The sequence below is a fragment of the Gilliamella sp. LMG 34360 genome (assembly GCF_984568995.1).
Genome location: NZ_OZ474900.1, coordinates 437,814 through 454,999, shown reverse-complemented (window position 1 = coordinate 454,999; position 17,186 = coordinate 437,814). Strand labels below are relative to the sequence as shown.

Annotated in this window: 9 protein-coding genes; 6 read left to right on the top strand and 3 right to left on the bottom strand. The window is 30.1% G+C overall.

Annotated elements, in window-relative coordinates; translation table 11 throughout:
* Window positions 1-333 precede the first annotated feature (333 nt).
* Both rtcR and AC5LW9_RS02065 read left to right on the top strand, forming a co-directional pair.
* Window positions 334-1,953 carry an RNA repair transcriptional activator RtcR gene (gene rtcR, locus AC5LW9_RS02070; RefSeq protein ID WP_493456241.1) on the top strand — a complete coding sequence of 540 codons (1,620 nt, stop codon included), beginning with the start codon at window positions 334-336 and terminating at the stop codon, window positions 1,951-1,953.
* Window positions 1,954-2,099: 146 nt separating this feature from the next.
* A complete protein-coding gene (locus tag AC5LW9_RS02065; RefSeq protein ID WP_493456240.1) occupies window positions 2,100-3,497 on the top strand; it encodes an RtcB family protein in 1,398 nt (465 codons plus the stop codon).
* A gap of 132 nt (window positions 3,498-3,629) precedes the next feature.
* On the opposite strand, the gene ggt is transcribed toward AC5LW9_RS02065, so the two are convergent.
* The gene (gene ggt / locus AC5LW9_RS02060; protein WP_493456239.1) at window positions 3,630-5,375 is read right to left on the bottom strand and encodes a gamma-glutamyltransferase; all 1,746 of its coding nucleotides are present in this window, start codon (window positions 5,373-5,375) and stop codon (window positions 3,630-3,632) included.
* Between the two features lie 424 nt (window positions 5,376-5,799).
* Here ggt and AC5LW9_RS02055 point away from each other — a divergent pair, with 424 nt between their 5' ends.
* The 4 genes from AC5LW9_RS02055 (at window position 5,800) to AC5LW9_RS02040 (ending at window position 13,515) form a co-directional block, all read left to right on the top strand.
* Complete coding sequence (locus AC5LW9_RS02055; protein WP_493456238.1) at window positions 5,800-6,777, top strand: ABC-three component system protein; 978 nt, start codon at window positions 5,800-5,802, stop codon at window positions 6,775-6,777.
* Window positions 6,761-7,009, top strand: coding sequence for an ABC-three component system middle component 8 (locus AC5LW9_RS02050; RefSeq protein WP_334326282.1), 249 nt, complete (start codon window positions 6,761-6,763; stop codon window positions 7,007-7,009). Before AC5LW9_RS02055 ends, AC5LW9_RS02050 begins: the two co-directional genes overlap by 17 nt.
* Complete coding sequence (locus AC5LW9_RS02045; RefSeq protein WP_493456237.1) at window positions 6,996-8,777, top strand: DUF2326 domain-containing protein; 1,782 nt, start codon at window positions 6,996-6,998, stop codon at window positions 8,775-8,777. Before AC5LW9_RS02050 ends, AC5LW9_RS02045 begins: the two co-directional genes overlap by 14 nt.
* Window positions 8,778-9,570: 793 nt before the next feature.
* On the top strand, window positions 9,571-13,515 hold the full coding sequence (locus AC5LW9_RS02040) for a YobI family P-loop NTPase (protein WP_493456236.1): 3,945 nt from the start codon (window positions 9,571-9,573) through the stop codon (window positions 13,513-13,515).
* Between the two features lie 383 nt (window positions 13,516-13,898).
* On the opposite strand, the gene AC5LW9_RS02035 is transcribed toward AC5LW9_RS02040, so the two are convergent.
* Both AC5LW9_RS02035 and AC5LW9_RS02030 read right to left on the bottom strand, forming a co-directional pair.
* Entirely contained in the window at window positions 13,899-14,711 is an 813-nt protein-coding gene (locus AC5LW9_RS02035; protein WP_493456235.1) for an AraC family transcriptional regulator, read from the bottom strand.
* Between the two features lie 483 nt (window positions 14,712-15,194).
* Window positions 15,195-15,971: a putative endonuclease domain-containing protein gene (locus tag AC5LW9_RS02030; RefSeq protein ID WP_493456234.1), complete on the bottom strand. Its 777-nt coding sequence runs from the start codon at window positions 15,969-15,971 to the stop codon at window positions 15,195-15,197.
* Window positions 15,972-17,186 lie beyond the last annotated feature (1,215 nt).

Here is a 17,186-nt window from a genome sequence, read left to right as displayed (position 1 = left end):
ACTAAACCATGTAACCGTTTATCCGTTCGTTTATGACCAAAATTCTATTGCTACATTGCGCTATGAGCGCTTTAGTGCTGCTATCTTTTATCACCACAAAGTGACTTAATTATTAAATTTAAACCATCTCAACATATCTGAATATGCTTGCTTAGGTATGATTAATATTGCGAAAAGCGTGCCAATAAATGAAAAACCATAACAGTTATTTTTTAATTATCTGTTTTTAAACAAAATAAATAATTTTTTTAAATAAAGATAAAAATTATCATAGTATTTTTAATACACATTTTTTATAATTTTATATATTGATTTATAAAAATATATAAAACCATGAAAAAGAATGTCGTATTTGGATTTTTAGGGAATGTATTAGATCAACGTGGTAAAGGAAAACGGCGTTGGAAGAATTGGCGACCGACTATTGATTTATGTCATCAACCGGATATGCCAGTTACTCGATTAGAACTGCTCTATTATCCGAACGATTATGATCTACTTTGTACAATCGTTAAAGATATTAATATTTTATCGCCTCATATTGAAGTAAACCCCATTGAGGTAAACATTAATGATCCATGGGATTTTGAACAAGTTTATACATTCCTTTTTGATATTTCGAAAAACTACACATTTAATTCAGAACAAGAAGAGTATTATTTGCATATTACAACAGGTACCCATGTTGCGCAGATTTGTTGGTTTTTACTGGCAGAATCCTGCTATTTTCCGGCTAAATTATTACAAATGTCTCCTCCGAAAAAAGAGCCACTGACCGAAAATAATGAAATTGAGCAAGACGATCTGATTGCGCTTACCCCTTGCGGGATAATGAGTATTATTGATTTAAATTTAAATCGTTACGATAAAATCCTAACCCGTTTTCAGCAATATGCTCAGCAAGCGACCGAGCTGTTAAAATCGGGCATCGCAACTCGTAACCGACAATTTAATCAGCTTATTGCCGAAATCGAACAAGTGGCGAGCCGTTCTCATGCGCCTATTTTATTATGTGGACCAACGGGCGCGGGTAAATCATTTTTGGCAAAACAGATTTATTTGCTCAAACAAACCAATCATCAAATCAAAGGACAATTTGTTGAAATCAATTGCGCCACGCTACGCGGTGATAGTGCAATGTCAACCTTGTTTGGTCATGTTAAAGGCGCCTTTACGGGAGCAAATCTTGCGCGCACTGGATTACTTAAAAATGCCGATGGTGGCTTACTGTTTTTAGATGAAATTGGCGAGCTGGGACTTGATGAGCAAGCGATGTTATTAAAAGCCATTGAAGAAAAACAATTTTACCCGTTTGGTAGCGACAAACCGATACACAGTGATTTTCAATTAATCGCCGGTACCAATAAAGATCTTAAATCAGCCATTGCCAATGGTGAATTTCGTGAAGATCTGTTTGCTCGAATCAATTTGTGGAGTTATCAACTGCCGGGCTTAGTAGATAGAAAAGAAGATATTGAACCCAATATTGATTTTGAATTGGCGCGCTATGCCAAAGAATATGGCATTATGCCACGCTTTAATCAACAGTCACGCCAAGCTTATCTTAAATTCGCTACCTCACCACAAGCCTTATGGCAAGGTAACTTTCGTGAATTAAACAGCTCAATTATTCGCATGGCAACCTTAGCACCGCAAGCGAACATTACCATTGAACAGGTCGAACAAGAAATTAAACGCCTAAGTCAAAATTGGACTTCTGCACAAAATAGTTATGATGACCTGATACCTAATGAAATTGATGAATTTGACCGTTATCAACTGGAAAAAGTGATCGAAATCTGCCAAAAAAGTAGTAGTTTATCAGAAGCAGGCCGACAATTATTTGCCATATCCCGAACCAAAAAACAACGCAGTAACGATGCTGATCGCTTAAAAAAATATTTAGCTAAATTTGGTCTGAGTTGGGAAAGAATACACAGTAAGAACGGATAATCTAATAAAAAATAATTTATCAGTTTACATTTTAATAAACTTTGGTCTAGAATACGCCCACTTTCCTGAATAGTGCTGCTGCAGGAAACAGTAATTATCCTCTCAAATTGAGAGGACAGTATTTTATTGTTTTCTAGGTGGCTATTATGTCTACATTTACCCGTTTACAAAAACGTTTATCCCGATGTGGGATTGAAACTCATTTTAATAATGATATCTATACATTTAATAAACAAGATATTACAGCACAAGTACTGTTACCCAATCCGTTACCTTTAGAAGAAAAAGCAGTTGAGCAATTACTTGATTTTGCATCGGTAACTATGCCCAATAGTGACGGCAAAGTTTGTGCTGCAAGGGCTACGCCGGACTTTCATCCCGGTGCGGTTGCACCTGTTGGAAGTATTGTTGCCACTACTCCTAATTTAATTATTCCTGCGGCGATAGGCACAGATATTAATTGTGGTATGCGCCTATTTACTACAGGTTTAAGTCTTAATGAGGTGGATGAACAAAAATCAAGTCTCATTGAGCAATTAAAACAGGTGTTATTGCATGATGAGCGCGATGTTCCGGTTACACCCACATCTTTTCAGGCACTCTTTGATGAAGGCCTTACCGCTTGGTTGAATGCTTTACCACAACAAGGTTTATGGAATAGTGTAAATTTTGATCGACTAAGGCATGAGATTAGCAAAATTTCTGGCAATGATCTACTTTCAGCCGATAGCCAGTATGCTCCCGAAGCCTTTTTTGAAAAACGAGCAATTATTCGTCCGGCAAGTTTAGGCACAGTAGGTTCAGGTAACCATTTTGTTGAATTACAAATTGTTGATGAAATTATTGATCGCCATGTCGCTTATCAATTAGGTTTAAAGAAAGATGCTATTGTGGTTATGATCCATACTGGATCACGTGATGTCGGTTTTTATATTGGCAAACGTTGGCAAGATAAAGCCAAAGCATTATGGCCTGCTGATCAAAAATATCCTAAATCAGGTTTATTTGCTTTAACTGACAATCATGCGCAAGAGTATTTGCAAGCAATGGGTGTTGCTGCTCGTTATGCTTGGATAAATCGCATTGTGATCACAGAGCTGGTGCGTAAAACCTTTAACACACTCTTTAAGCAGGATGCAAGTCAATTATTGGTGGATATATCACACAATGTTATTTTTCCTGAAAATGGCATGAATATTCATCGTAAAGGCGCAACACCCGCACATTTAGGTGAAATCGCTTTAATACCTGGATCTATGGGTGATTATTCTTATGTTGCAATCGGAAAAGGTCATCCTGATTGGTTATGGTCTTGCTCGCATGGCGCAGGACGAGCAGAAAAAAGGCAGACGATGCGCAGTAAGAAATTGGCTTCAGATAACTCTTTATTGCCATGGCAATGCGTAATTTTAAAACAAGAGCGACTATTTGAAGAAGCGCCTGCTGCATATAAACCTATTACCCCCGTCATTCAAGCGCAAGAAAACGCTGGTTTGATTCAAACCACCGTTAAACTTAAACCTTGGATAACGTTTAAAGTATGATATAAAAAAGATTTCAGTTTCTTTAAAAAATTGGGATCTCTATAGAGAGTAAATAAAGATAATGGCTAATGTCATTATCTTTATTATTTTAGTTCTAGCACTTCTGATTTGATCTACTATTTTAATCAATCATCAATAACCCGCAGCTAAACCATCACCACGAGGATCGGTTGCGCCCATTAATCTATGATTATCGGCATCAATTAAAATTGCACCTGCATGCCCCATGGTATCGGTATAATCATCAACGACTTTCACATTATGTCCACGCGATTTAAGAGCATCGGTTATATTCTTAGCGACTCGCCCTTCTATTTTAAGATCATTGGATGATGCTCCCCAAGTTCGCCCATGTAACCATCTTGGTGCATTAATGGCATCTTGAGGAGACAAATTAAAATCGACAATTCGCGTGACGATGGACGCTTGAGTTTGTGGTTGCCCTTCTCCTCCCATAGTGCCATAAACCAGATACGGTGCACCCTCTTTAAATAACATGGCTGGATTTAAGGTATGAAAGGTTCGTTTATTCGGCTCTAAACGATTAATATGATTAGGATCGAGTGAAAAAAAGCTCCCTCTGTTTTGCAGTAAAATTCCGGTATCTTTGGCGACAATTCCTGAACCAAAATCATGATAAATACTCTGAATGATAGAAACCGCATTCCCTTGTGCATCAACAACGCCAAACCAAACTGTATCCCCTTTTGGATCTAAGGGTTTAATATCGATACGTGCAGTTTGCATATCAATCTGTTTAGCTTGCTGTTGACCATGCTGAGAGGATAATAAAAACTCAAGCGGGATAGGGTTAAAATCAGGATCCGTCAAATATTTATCACGATCGGCAAACGCTTGCTTGGTCGCCTCAATGATTAAATGATAATAATCCGCACTGCCTTCGCCTAATGATTTAACATCAAAATTATTTAATATATTAAGAATCTCTAAAGAAGCCATTCCTTGTGTATTAGGAGGCAAATTATAAGCCGTATACTGCCGATAGTTAACATGAATAGGGGAAACCCATGTTGCTTTATGGTTAGCAAAATCATCTAAAGTCAACACACCGCCATGATGCTTTAAATCATCAACAATTTTCTGAGCAATATTGCCACGATAAAATACCGTTGCACCGTCATTGGCAATAGACTTTAATGAAGTTGCTAAATCAGGTTGTTTGAGAATTTCGCCGATTTGATAGACCTCACCATCGTTTTTTAAAAATACTTTTTTAAACTCATCAAAACGCTTAAGATCGCGAAACTCTTTATCCTTAGTATCAATATTGACTGTAGACCAATAATTTAAACTCGGTGAAACGGCAAATCCATGTTCAGCATAATTGATTGCCGAATCAAACAACTTATTCCACGGTAAAGAGTTATTCATGCTTTTTGACGCATATTGATAAGCTTCATCCCAACCAGAAATCACGCCAGGGACGGTATTTGCAGCTAAATAACCACGCGACGGAATTTTATCTAACCCTTGTTGCTTATAAAATGCAATCGTCGCCAGACTACCCGATCGCCCGCTTGCGTTTAATCCCTTAATTTCCTTGGTTTTTGAGTTATAAATTATCCAAAAATTATCACCGCCAATAGTATTCATTTGTGGATAAACAACCGCTAATGTCGATGCAACCGCAATAGCAGCATCAACCGCATTACCACCTTGATGTAACACATCAAGACCTGCTTGAGTTGCTAAATAATTTGGCGAAGTCACCATAACATGGGTAGTGATTGGATTAAGACATCGAGAAGGCGTCTCACAATATTTACCTGTTTCAGAAAAAGGCAACGGTTCCGCCTGAGACAAACTACTCACGAGCAACATAGCCAATAACAGTTTAACTTTATATTTCTTTTCCATTTTAACCATTCCTCATCTATTAATGATAACTAAGGAATGCATTTTTTATGCCAAAAATGATAAACCCAAAATTATTAAAAAAATTACCATGACATATCAATTCAGCACCAAAGACGTGAGATCTATCTTCAAGGACAATAAATATTAACTAACTTAACTAAAAACAGCCTAATAACACGGAAACTATTAAAAAAAATTGCAATGAAATGGTATAGACTCCTGAATAATTTTTATAGGAGATGGAGAAAAAGTATTGTAATTTCAATCAAAAATATAGAGAAATTAATTAAGGAAAAAGTGCCTAAAATTAAAGAAAATTAATTTTGTAAATTTGTGAGATAGATCTTAACATAGTTAACTTACTATTGTTATGTATATAAACACAGCTATAATGTTTGAAATTTTAGCATAAAGGAATATGTACATGGCAGTATATAGTTATGAAGATATGAGTGATGATCAATTTGAAAAATTAGTTGTTGTTATTTGCCAATGTATTTTTGGTAAATCTGCGCAAGGATTTGCCAAAGGTCCTGATGGAGGCCGAGATGCTAAATTTATTGGGAAAGCTGACTTGTTTCCTAGCCAAAGTTCTCCTTGGGATGGAATAACAATTATTCAAGCTAAGCACACCAATGGCTATAATCGTAATTGCTCTGAATCTGATTTTTATAATAAAGAAAATAAAACTAATCCAAACTCGGTTATTGGTGCTGAACTTATTCGTATTAAGAAGCTAAGAGATAATAATGAGCTAGATAATTATGCTTTATTTACTAACCGTCGTTTAACAGGGAATGCAGAAAGTGAAATATGTAAAACGATTTCAGAATATATTAATGTTAATATTGCTTCGGTAAAAATTATAGATATTAATCAGATTGAACTTTACCTGAAATGGTACCCAGAAATAGTTAAAGTTGCTGATCTGGATCCTATCGATAGTCCTTTAATTGTTAGTCCTGATGATTTAGCTGAGGTTATACAAGCTTTTGCTAATCAAGCTAGTTCTGTAATAAAAAAAATTTCTGATAAAGATATTAAACGTACTGCTTATGCTAGAAAAAATGAACTAAATAATATGACTGAGGCGTATTCTAATGAACTAAAACGGCGTTACCTAAAAGATGTTGATGAAATTGAATCTTTTCTATCTGCACCTGAAAATAGTGAATTACGTGAGCGTTATAATTTAGCTGCAGAAGAATTTTGTTTAAATATTATTGCAAAAAGAAAACATTATCAAACTTTTGATGAGGTAATAGTTTATTTATCAAAACTTTTAGTTGATAGAGATCCAATCTTAAAGCAAACTAAACACAAACGATTAGTTAATACTATGTTATTTTTTATGTATTGGAGTTGTGATATCGGTGAGAATGAAGATGTTGAGACCAAATAAACATACGCACCCAGATAAAACTATCGTTAATATGTCTTTTTTGCTGCTTTCTTATATTAAGAAAAAGAGACTAGAAAAGTATGATAGTTTATTGGAATATGCGAAGAAATCTATTGAAGGTGGTCACTTTTTATTTTTGCCAGCTCTTAATCTTCTTTTTCTATTGGGCTTAGTTGAGTATCATGCCAAAACTGATTCAATTGAGTATGTGGGGATAAATGAAACTATCTAAATTATATTCAAATAAACCCGATTTGTTTGAAACAATTTTTTTTTCATCAGGCTTGAATGTCATTCAAGGCGAGATTCGTTTACCTGAAAATAAGAGAAAAGATACTCATAATCTTGGTAAGTCGATATTAGGTAAATTACTTGATTTTTGTTTTTTATCTAAAAAAAATGCAAAATTCTTTTTATTTAAACACGAACAGTTGTTTAAACAGTTTGTGTTTTTTTTAGAATTGGAATTAGAAGATAGATCTTATATTACTATTCGGCGAAGCGTCACAGATGCAACTCGTATTAATATAAAGAAACATAACGATTCACATCAAGATTTTACTCAATCAACTCATTGGGATCACGAAAATTTGCCATTCGAAAAAGCGAAAGAGATTTTAGATAGTATACTGAATTTTTATTGTTTAAAACCGTGGCATTATCGCAATATTTTAGGTTATTTATTACGGTCTCAGGATGATTATCGTGATGTTTTTCAATTAAAAAAATTTGCATCTAAACATAAACACTGGAAACCCATTCTTGCTCATATTCTTGGTTTTAATTCTGATTTAATAGAAAAACATTATGAACTCGAATCTCAACTTAACGATGCACAAAATAGAGAAAAATTAGTAGAACAAGAATTGGGAGGCTCAATTGAAGATATTAGTCAGATTGATGGGCTTTTATTATTAAAACAACAAGATGTTAATGAGCGACAACGACTATTAGATAAGTTTGATTTTCACTCAGTTGATCAAGCAAAAACAAAAAAAATAATTGATGAATTAGATTTAGAAATAGCTACATTGAATAAAAACCGATATTCATTAGAGTTCAATCGAAAAAAAATAGAATTATCTTTAAAAAAACAACAGATATTATTTGATCCTAATGAAGCTGAAAATTTATATAGAGAAGCGGGTATACTTTTTCCACAGCAATTAAAAAAAGATTTTGATCAACTTATCACATTTAACCGCGCTATTACAGAAGAACGAAATAAATATTTAAAAGAAGAACTATCATCCATAAAAAATGAGTTAAAAAACATTAATCAGACCTTATTGCAATTAGGAGAGGAAAGAATACAAACTTTATCATTTTTATGTGAAACAGATATTTTTGATAAATATAAACAAATATCTAATGAGTTAATTACTTTGAAAGCTGATATTAGCTTTTTAGAAAGACAAAGAGAATTTATTAATAAGTTGCAAGTCTTGAGGACTGAAATTAGGCAAATAAGAGAACAATATCAAAATATTCAAATTGATATAGAAAGAGATTTAGAAGAGCAGAATAAAAAAGAGACAAGTTTGTTTTCAGAAGTAAGGCTGTATTTTAGTCGTATTGTTGAAGATGTTATTTCTCGAAAAGCATTACTTAATGTCAAAATTAATCAAGAAGGTCACCTAGACTTTAGTGCTGATATTTTAGATGAAGCCGGTCGCTCAACAAGTGCTGATGATGGTCATACTTATAAAAAGTTATTATGTGTAGCTTTTGATTTAGCTATATTGCGTGCTCATCTTAAAGATAATTTCCCTCGTTTTGTTTATCATGATGGAATATTTGAATCTTTAGATGATAGAAAAAAGGTTAATCTTCTTAATGTGATAAGGCAATATTCTGATTTTGGCATCCAACAAATTATTACTGTGATTGATTCAGATATTCCACTTGATAATGATATCTTTTTTGATAACAACGACATCGTATTGGTATTACATGATGAAGGGATGCAGGGAAGGTTATTTAAATTACCTTCTTGGTAATTAAATAATTTGATTATAACACTAGAAAATATTTGTAATTCAACTAATTTGGCTTACTTGATGTTTTTATATCTTAAAACACACCAGAGAATAAGCATCTCCCAAAATTATTCTCACTAAGTTAATGATACACCAATATAAAAAAAACAAAAATAACTATCGGTGTATTTGTTTCTAGTAAGAATAGAGAAAGAGTTGTTTTTGCAATAATACCGATATATCGAAAGAGTCTTAATAATCCAACAACGTTTGATTCTAGTATTGATTCATTACTATCTACATAAATACACTTTGCAATAGCCCACCACCGATACCACAAAGTAAGAAACTTGTTTATTTATGGATTTAGATTAATTAGTCATAAGATTATTAATAATAGTTAATTAAAAAAGTGGATATTTGTTCAAACGTATTCTTAAAAAACTTTAATTTTGAACTGTTTTAACAATTTAAAATGAAACAGTATAGACTACTGAATAATTTTTACAAATTGTGGAGTTTAAATAGTAAAAGAGAGAAGATTTGAGTTTAAAGATGAAAATCATACTAAACCAAACAAAAGGTTAAATGATTATTGCTAGAATTTATAATAACTAAAAGATGCGCAAATAAAAAATATCAGTAATATTATCGGTTTTGGTTAATCACTGCTCAGTATAAATAAAAATATGTTATATTGCTTTTTGAGTGATTTTATAAGATGTTAAAACTAAAATAATTGAATATTGTTAACTTAAAATACGTTTTATAAATGAAATGATTGAATTAAAAAAATCATTGCAAGGAATGGAGAATGGAAGATAATCAAAATGGAGCAAAGCAATTAGCTCAAGCACAAGAAAATATCACCTTTGAAAAACTCACGCCAACGACTCTTTCGCCTGATGAAATGATAGGTTATAACGAAGCGCTCGATTTTATATTCAAAGAAGAGGATTTGCTGAACATTGCTATTAGTGGGCCTTATGCCTCAGGAAAAAGCAGTGTATTTAAGACTTATGAAGAAAAGCATGAAGAACTTAATGGTATTCATATTTCACTTTCTTATTTTTCACCTAATCTAAAGTCAAAAATAAAAAACAAAAACGCAGATGATGAATTCACTTTTAGTGATGAATTAATGTTAGAAAGAAAGATCATTAACCAACTTATTCATCAAATCGATCCAAAGCAAATTCCATACACAGATTTTAAAGTTAAAGCTGAGTCAGAAACGTCAATTAAAATATTCTGGGCTAGCATTATTTCTTTATTTTTATATTGTTTTATTTATATTGATAAAATATTACTAAATAAATGGTTAGAAGAGCATACTAAATTAACTTTAACATTTATTGGGTTGTTATTTGCTCTGATAACTTTTGTTTCTTATAAAATTATCGATCTCCAACATAGAAAAAATCTTATTAGAAAACTAAAAATTTTTCAGAATGAGATTGATATTTCATCATCAGAATGTGATGTTTCTTACTTTGATAAATATTTGGATGAAATTATTTATATCTTAGATAAATCGCAATTAGATTTTATCGTTTTTGAAGATATCGACCGCTATGATGATAATTTGATACTCAGTAAATTAAGAGAATTAAATTATATTTATAATAAAAGACAGAAAAATCACAAGAAAGAACAAAAGGGAAAATCAATCAAATTTATCTATCTAATTAAAGATGAAATTTTTGATTCAAAGGAACGTACTAAGTTTTTTGATTATATTTTACCTATCGTCCCCGTTATGGATAACTCCAATTCATTAGGAAAAATGGAAGATCTATTTAAAAGTAAAAATATTTATAGTGATTTTTCAATAACATTTTTGGACACTTTATCCTTATATTTAGATGATATTAGACTCATTAAAAATATTTGTAATGAATATATCATTTATAAGAAAAAATTACCCCACCAAATCAGTTGGTTTAAAAAAGAAAACCTATTAGCCATTATTGTTTATAAAAATATATTTCCAGAAGATTATTCCTTAACGCGCTTGGGTTTAGGACAAGGCGTTGTTCATCGAATTATTGAATCATTAATAAAACAAAAAAATACTCTTTATGAGCCACTTGATAAGCTAATTCTGTTAAAAAAAGAGAAAATTAAAAAATTAGAAACCAATCATTTGGAAAATCTTGAGAAGTTAAAGAGTTCATATGCTCAATTACCATTCTACATTTATTCCAATGGCTATCAATTTGACGATGGGACAACAATTTCTTCTTTAAATAAAGAAGAATTGATGCTTTATTTGAAAAAAAATAACTATAAAATCAATAATGGATATCCAAAGGATGATTATCATTATGAGGAAATTGATTGCAGACAATATTTTAATGATCTTGAGCAAAATAGCGAATATGAAAACAAGAAAGAAAAGCGTGAAATTATTCTACAAAATAAAAAATCCACACTTTTAGCAGAAATTAGAGAATTAGAAAAAGAAAAATTACAATTAAAATCACCTAAGAAAATTTCTGAAATAATTAAGCTTAAGCAGGATAATAATACTACTATAGATACTTTGTTTAAAGATCATATTTACATTAAGTCAGGCGACAATGACAAAAAAATAGAGCATGGACAATATAAATCTGAATATGAAAAATTATCTGCTTCATGTTATTTCCCGCTTTTACGCATACTCATTATTCAAGGCTATATTGATGAGAATTATAATGATTATACGAGCTTCTATGATGAACAAGGGTTACCGCAAAATGATACGCTTTTTTTGCGTAATATTAATGAGCGAATAGAAAATGACTGGCAGCTTGAATTAAAAAAACCTGAGATAGTACTAAAAAGATTGAATTCCGATAATTCAAGTAAATTTAATGAACCAGCTGTATTAAATTACTCTTTATTAGATCATATTCTATCAACAAACGAAACAAGTGATTTATCTAAATTTATCAATTTATTAAAGTTACATCCTGAAATTGATTTTGATTTTATTGAACAATATTTGGCAAGATACTATACATTATTAATAGGTAACAACTCAAAATATCAACCTAAATATCTATGTTTATTTGTGAAACAAATAAATACTCAATTACATGATATATGGGAATGGATGGATACGTTTGACCAAAAACTTTATGTTTATCTTTCACTAATTCATAATGAACGAGAAGAATTAATAAAAATGAATGAAAACGGAGATCTAAAACATTTTATTGAAAAACACTCAACTGATTTTCTGTATATTGATGAAGAATGGAATAGGATTTTTCAACTAATTGATGAAACAAAAAATCATTTAAGCAAAATAACAGATGCTTTTGCAATAATGAATATTCAATTCAAACAAATTGAGCATTCAACTCCAGAACTCTTAGCATTAGTTGAAGCAAACAATTACTATGAGCTAAACTATGTTAATGTAAAATATATATTAGAAAATAAATATAATTTAACCAATTTCGATTCTCACATTATACAAACTATATTGTCATTAAGTGATGATGCGCCAATTAAAGTATATTTTAAAAGAAATCCTGAACCACTAGTCCTATCTATTGCTAAATCAGATATCTCAATAATCGATGATGGTGAAGACACTGTATTATTCATTTTAAATCATTGGGATATAATTCCAACTATTAAAACAGCTTATATAAATAAAATTTCATTAACCATTAAATTATTGAAAAAAGTAACCAATAAAGGTATTTGGGATATACTACTTGAAAAGCAAAAAGTAGAATATTCAGCCAATAATATTGTCCACTATTTCTTTAATTATAAATTGAAAGAAAGATATGAGTTTAGAAAAATCAATGATCAACTAGCCGATTTTATTAATAATGATAACAAAAATATATCACCGCAACAGGCTGATTTAGAAAAATTAATATCAGATGAAGATGATTTAAATTTATTCTTTAGACAAATAATCCTAAATCCTGTCTTAAAGCCTGATAAATATAGTATGTTAATTGCATGGTTTAATGGTAAATGTTGTTCAAACTTTAATGATACAGGCGTTAGTAAAGAGAAAGTATCAATGCTGATTCAGCTTAAAACTATTAGTCTAGGAGAGGAACAAGATTTAGATTTTATAAGAAAAAATTACCCTGAGAATATTCAAGAATTGATTATCCATAATTTTAATGACTATATTAACAAACTAAAAAACAATCCTTTATTAGTCGATCAAGGCGAGATCATCAGTCTATTATCGGAAGACCTAAGTTTGGATGAAAAGCTTTCATTATTACCTTTAACAAGTAAGCCAATTTTGATTAAAAATAAAAATTATTCAACAGAATTAAAAAAAGATATTTTAAAAAATAACTTTGATGTTAAAGATCTAAATTATATAACCAATAAGCAATTTTATAATTCTACTACTGATGAAATAAAACAAATAATCATACATTTGTGCATTAAACATCAAACAGAAGTTTTAAAATATAAACAAATTTATTATGAATTATTATTCGAATTACTAAAAATTAAAGGGTTTTCACGGAACGATAAATATATTTTGTTATGTAACCAAATAAATCAGTTAGATATTAAAAAAACTTATCAAGCATTTAAAATTCTAGAACAAGCTCCAAAAAACAAAAATCTTTTTTCAAATTTATTTATAGGCAAAGACCAATATTTTGATAATACCACCTTAAATCAAAAAATAATGGAAGAACTGAATCAAAAATGGAAATTAAAATATGAAATAAAAGAAGATAAAATTATGGGTTATGGACAGAAGTTAATTGAAAATTAAATTTAATTATTAACAATCTAAATTTATACATAAAAAAACTAACTAATTTAAAAAATTTTTGATTTATTACTATTTGGATAAATACACTTTGCAATAACCTACCACTAATACCACAAGGTGGGAAAATTGTTTATTTATGGATTTAGATTAATTAGTCATAAGATTATTAATAATAGTTAATCAAAAAAGCGGATGTTTGTTCAAACGTATTCTTAAAAGCTTTCGTTTTAAATTGTGTTAACGATTTAAAATGAAATGGTATAGACTCCTGAATAATTTTTACAAAAATTTTGATTAAAAGATAGATGTTTAATGTATGTAATTAGAATCTTATTCTTTTCATCTTAAACAAAGAGTTATCCTGATATTAGTATAATTTTAAACTATTCTTGAAAGTGATCATTGTTAAAGCAATTTATTGATGTTATCTCATTACTTTTGTCTTCAGACATTAACGCCCGTTTAAGTTCTGACGGTCTTAATCCAAAACTTGATAAGCAAGTTCGGCTGAAATGTGCAACGTCGGCAAACCCCTTATCATTAGCCAATGTTGTTAGGTTTGATTTTGACTCAAGACTATTAGTGGCATCTCGTAGTCTTTTCCATAAAAGATAACCCCGAAAATTAATGCCTAACTTAGCGCGAAATATGTGTAAAAAATGACTTTCGGAAAGATTAACTTTTGCAGCCAGTTCTTTTGAAGAAATAAGTTTAATCGGTAGTGTGGAAATTATCGATGTTGCCTTAACAATTCGATTATCTTGTTGATAACGACAATCTGTTTTAGAGCCGTGCAACAAATTAGCAATATGCTGAATATCGAATAAGCATTTATTTTTGACAGAATGAATAAAATATTGTGCAAGAATTAAAGATTGTTTTTTAGATATCAGATAAACAGGGTTAACTTTAGTAAAGTCAGATAATAAATTAAAAAATGGTGCTTCAGGCTCAACTAAAAAATTGAGAACGCAAGTTTTGTTGGTATTCAATTTATGAGGAATATTAGATCGAATAATAAAACCAAATCCATGATGATTTTCATCATCGGTTTCAAGGGTGATTAGAATATCATGTAATGCTATGGTCAATTGTAAAGAAGGATGGCTATGTTTATCAGTTACGATGTTGTAAAAGAAATACAAATTTGCTGTACTTTGCTCATATAATTTAATCAATGAATTATCAGGTAACAAATTAAATACTCCCTTAAATAACTTGACTTAAATACTGTTTATAAAAAATTCACTCATTGTAAATTTGACGTATATTTATCAATATTTTGTATAAATTACCAACACAATACCAGAAAAAATCGTTTACGTTAATTTAATTATTTTTAATTGATGAACTCACAAACCACGCAAGCCTGATTAAACATACAAAGATGATACCGTATAACCAAATGCTCGTTGTAATAACTGAGGTTGAATAACTAGCGTATCAATATGCAGTATAAAGGCCAAACTAATGCAAATTGAAAAAACATTATAAATAATATAGAAGTGCAGAGATAATTACGGGATATATCTCAATTTTAGGAGGATTTAGATTTTTAAATGTGAAAAAAGTATTACAAAATATGAAACAAAAATTGCTTTAAATAAGTTATATCGTGACTATAACCTAAATGCTGGAAAAACGAGTTATATCGATATCTATTTAAGAGTAATCTTTAATCATGTCATACTTAAAGCAATTTCCCTTGTCACCTTACCTTCACCAGCACAGAACTCGCAATCATTAGAGGTTATTCCGCCACATTTTCCGCAAGTAAAAATTTCAAATTCAGATAGTTCTATTTTTTGATTCTCAGGAGTGCTCCCCATATTATGGCATATAGGGCAATCTTGAAAGTTTAAACGTCCAATACCATTACAAAGTTGGCATGTCGTTAATGTTGGGATATCTTCAAGAGAATTAACATACGATAACGTTTTAGATTGAACTTCATCAATAATAGAAATTTTTCTATCAAAAAAACTAAAAATTGCTTTTTCTATTTCAATAAAAGATTCTGTCACAATATCTTTTGTTATCCGCAATAAATTAACATGCTCTTTAATTAATATTTGAATATCTCTTTTTCTATCAGAAAGTAGTCTATCTGGCGTGAAATGAGAAGGATGCCCATCATATTCAATTCCCAATGAGTCTATAAATATTTCCTTATTATTAATAATTCGGTGAATCGTTAATACAAAATCAATAGACCAATCTTGACTTTTAGGATTTATATTTTCAACTTTATAGTGAGGCCTTATATAAACTGCATGACCTTTATAAAAAGTTTTAAACCTAATATCATTCCTAGTCTTTCCTTTTTCCTCAACTAAGCTTATATAGTCAAAAATCGTCATTATACGAACTAAAAAATACACTTCTTCAAATGAAGCTTTCTTCGTTTTTTTTAAGTTAATTACCGCTTCTGTACATCGTCCAGGAATTTTTTTCATAAAAGTATTAAGATACTTTTGTTCATTATTACTCAAATAGTGTTTAGTCATAAATATCAATCTAAAATTTAATTTATATTGATAATGAAATATACGCCGAAAAATTTTAGTTATAAAATGTTAAAAAATCAACAACATAAATTGTAGTAAATAACATATAGAAATTAATTATTAATTTCATCTTCTATTGCCATTAAATTTTCGTAAGCTGATTGATTTCTGTTATTTATTTTATTATCAATATAAACGCTAAGTTTTCAGAAAAATTGTAGTGAAGTATCTTATATCACCTATTTCAAGGACAAGGTCATTTTCTATTTGTTTTAATTCAAATTGTTGAAAATGATCCATGATATCTCGCATTTTATTTAATTAACGGATAAATGGTATATAGGTGTTTTTATTAATATCAACATACAATCCTAAGCTTTCAATCTGTTTTTTAATTTATAGATAGCTTGTTGAACGCTGGGTTGTTCAAGTAGTGGAGTTTCTATAAGCAATGCATTGTTAATGCCAATTTATTCTTAACAATATCTAAATCATTTGTTGTTGCAATGGCAACGTCTTACCGTGCATGGTCAATTTCTTCTTGTGAAATCATTTTGTGTGACCAAAGACCTTCTCTACGTTGCAAATCTTGTTTTAGCTAAACAATTGTTTGTATAGCTAAAATTATTTCCCGCATCAACAGATTCCAAGTTAGCAATCACATCATTTTACAGAAAAATTTCCAATACCAAATAAATACACATGTTAAAAATAGTAATTTCTTTTGACGTATTGATTGATACAAAATCAAATCAAAGTCCACAGTATAAAACGGAAAAATAAGAAAATCTTGAATAAACTAGCTGAATTAGTGCTGAATATTCTATTTAGTTAATAATATTTAAATGAGCAAAATTTATTAAAATTGGATCGAGGCTTGATAAGACAAATAATTGAATAATAAACAATAAAATCAAATATAAAAATTTTTTGTTTTAAATTATGTTAACGATTTAAGATGAAACGGTATAGACTCCTGAATAATTTTTACAAAATTAGAGAAATCCATCCACTTTAAATATAAGAAAAACACAGTACCCAAAAATCATATTATTTTTATTAATAGATAAATTTCTATTCAAAGAAAATAAAAGTATTAGACATTGTTTTGTAGATGATGACAGGATATATAACTTAATATATTAATAAAAAGTATATTATTGC

Bases quoted from the DNA above. Each gene is read 5' to 3' on its own strand.
- rtcR (WP_493456241.1), top strand. From the start codon at position 334: ATGAAAAAGAATGTCGTATTTGGATTTTTAGGGAATGTATTAGATCAA.
- AC5LW9_RS02065 (WP_493456240.1), top strand. From the start codon at position 2,100: ATGTCTACATTTACCCGTTTACAAAAACGTTTATCCCGATGTGGGATT.
- ggt (WP_493456239.1), bottom strand. From the start codon at position 5,375: ATGGAAAAGAAATATAAAGTTAAACTGTTATTGGCTATGTTGCTCGTG.
- AC5LW9_RS02055 (WP_493456238.1), top strand. From the start codon at position 5,800: ATGGCAGTATATAGTTATGAAGATATGAGTGATGATCAATTTGAAAAA.
- AC5LW9_RS02050 (WP_334326282.1), top strand. From the start codon at position 6,761: ATGTTGAGACCAAATAAACATACGCACCCAGATAAAACTATCGTTAAT.
- AC5LW9_RS02045 (WP_493456237.1), top strand. From the start codon at position 6,996: ATGAAACTATCTAAATTATATTCAAATAAACCCGATTTGTTTGAAACA.
- AC5LW9_RS02040 (WP_493456236.1), top strand. From the start codon at position 9,571: ATGGAAGATAATCAAAATGGAGCAAAGCAATTAGCTCAAGCACAAGAA.
- AC5LW9_RS02030 (WP_493456234.1), bottom strand. From the start codon at position 15,971: ATGAAAAAAATTCCTGGACGATGTACAGAAGCGGTAATTAACTTAAAA.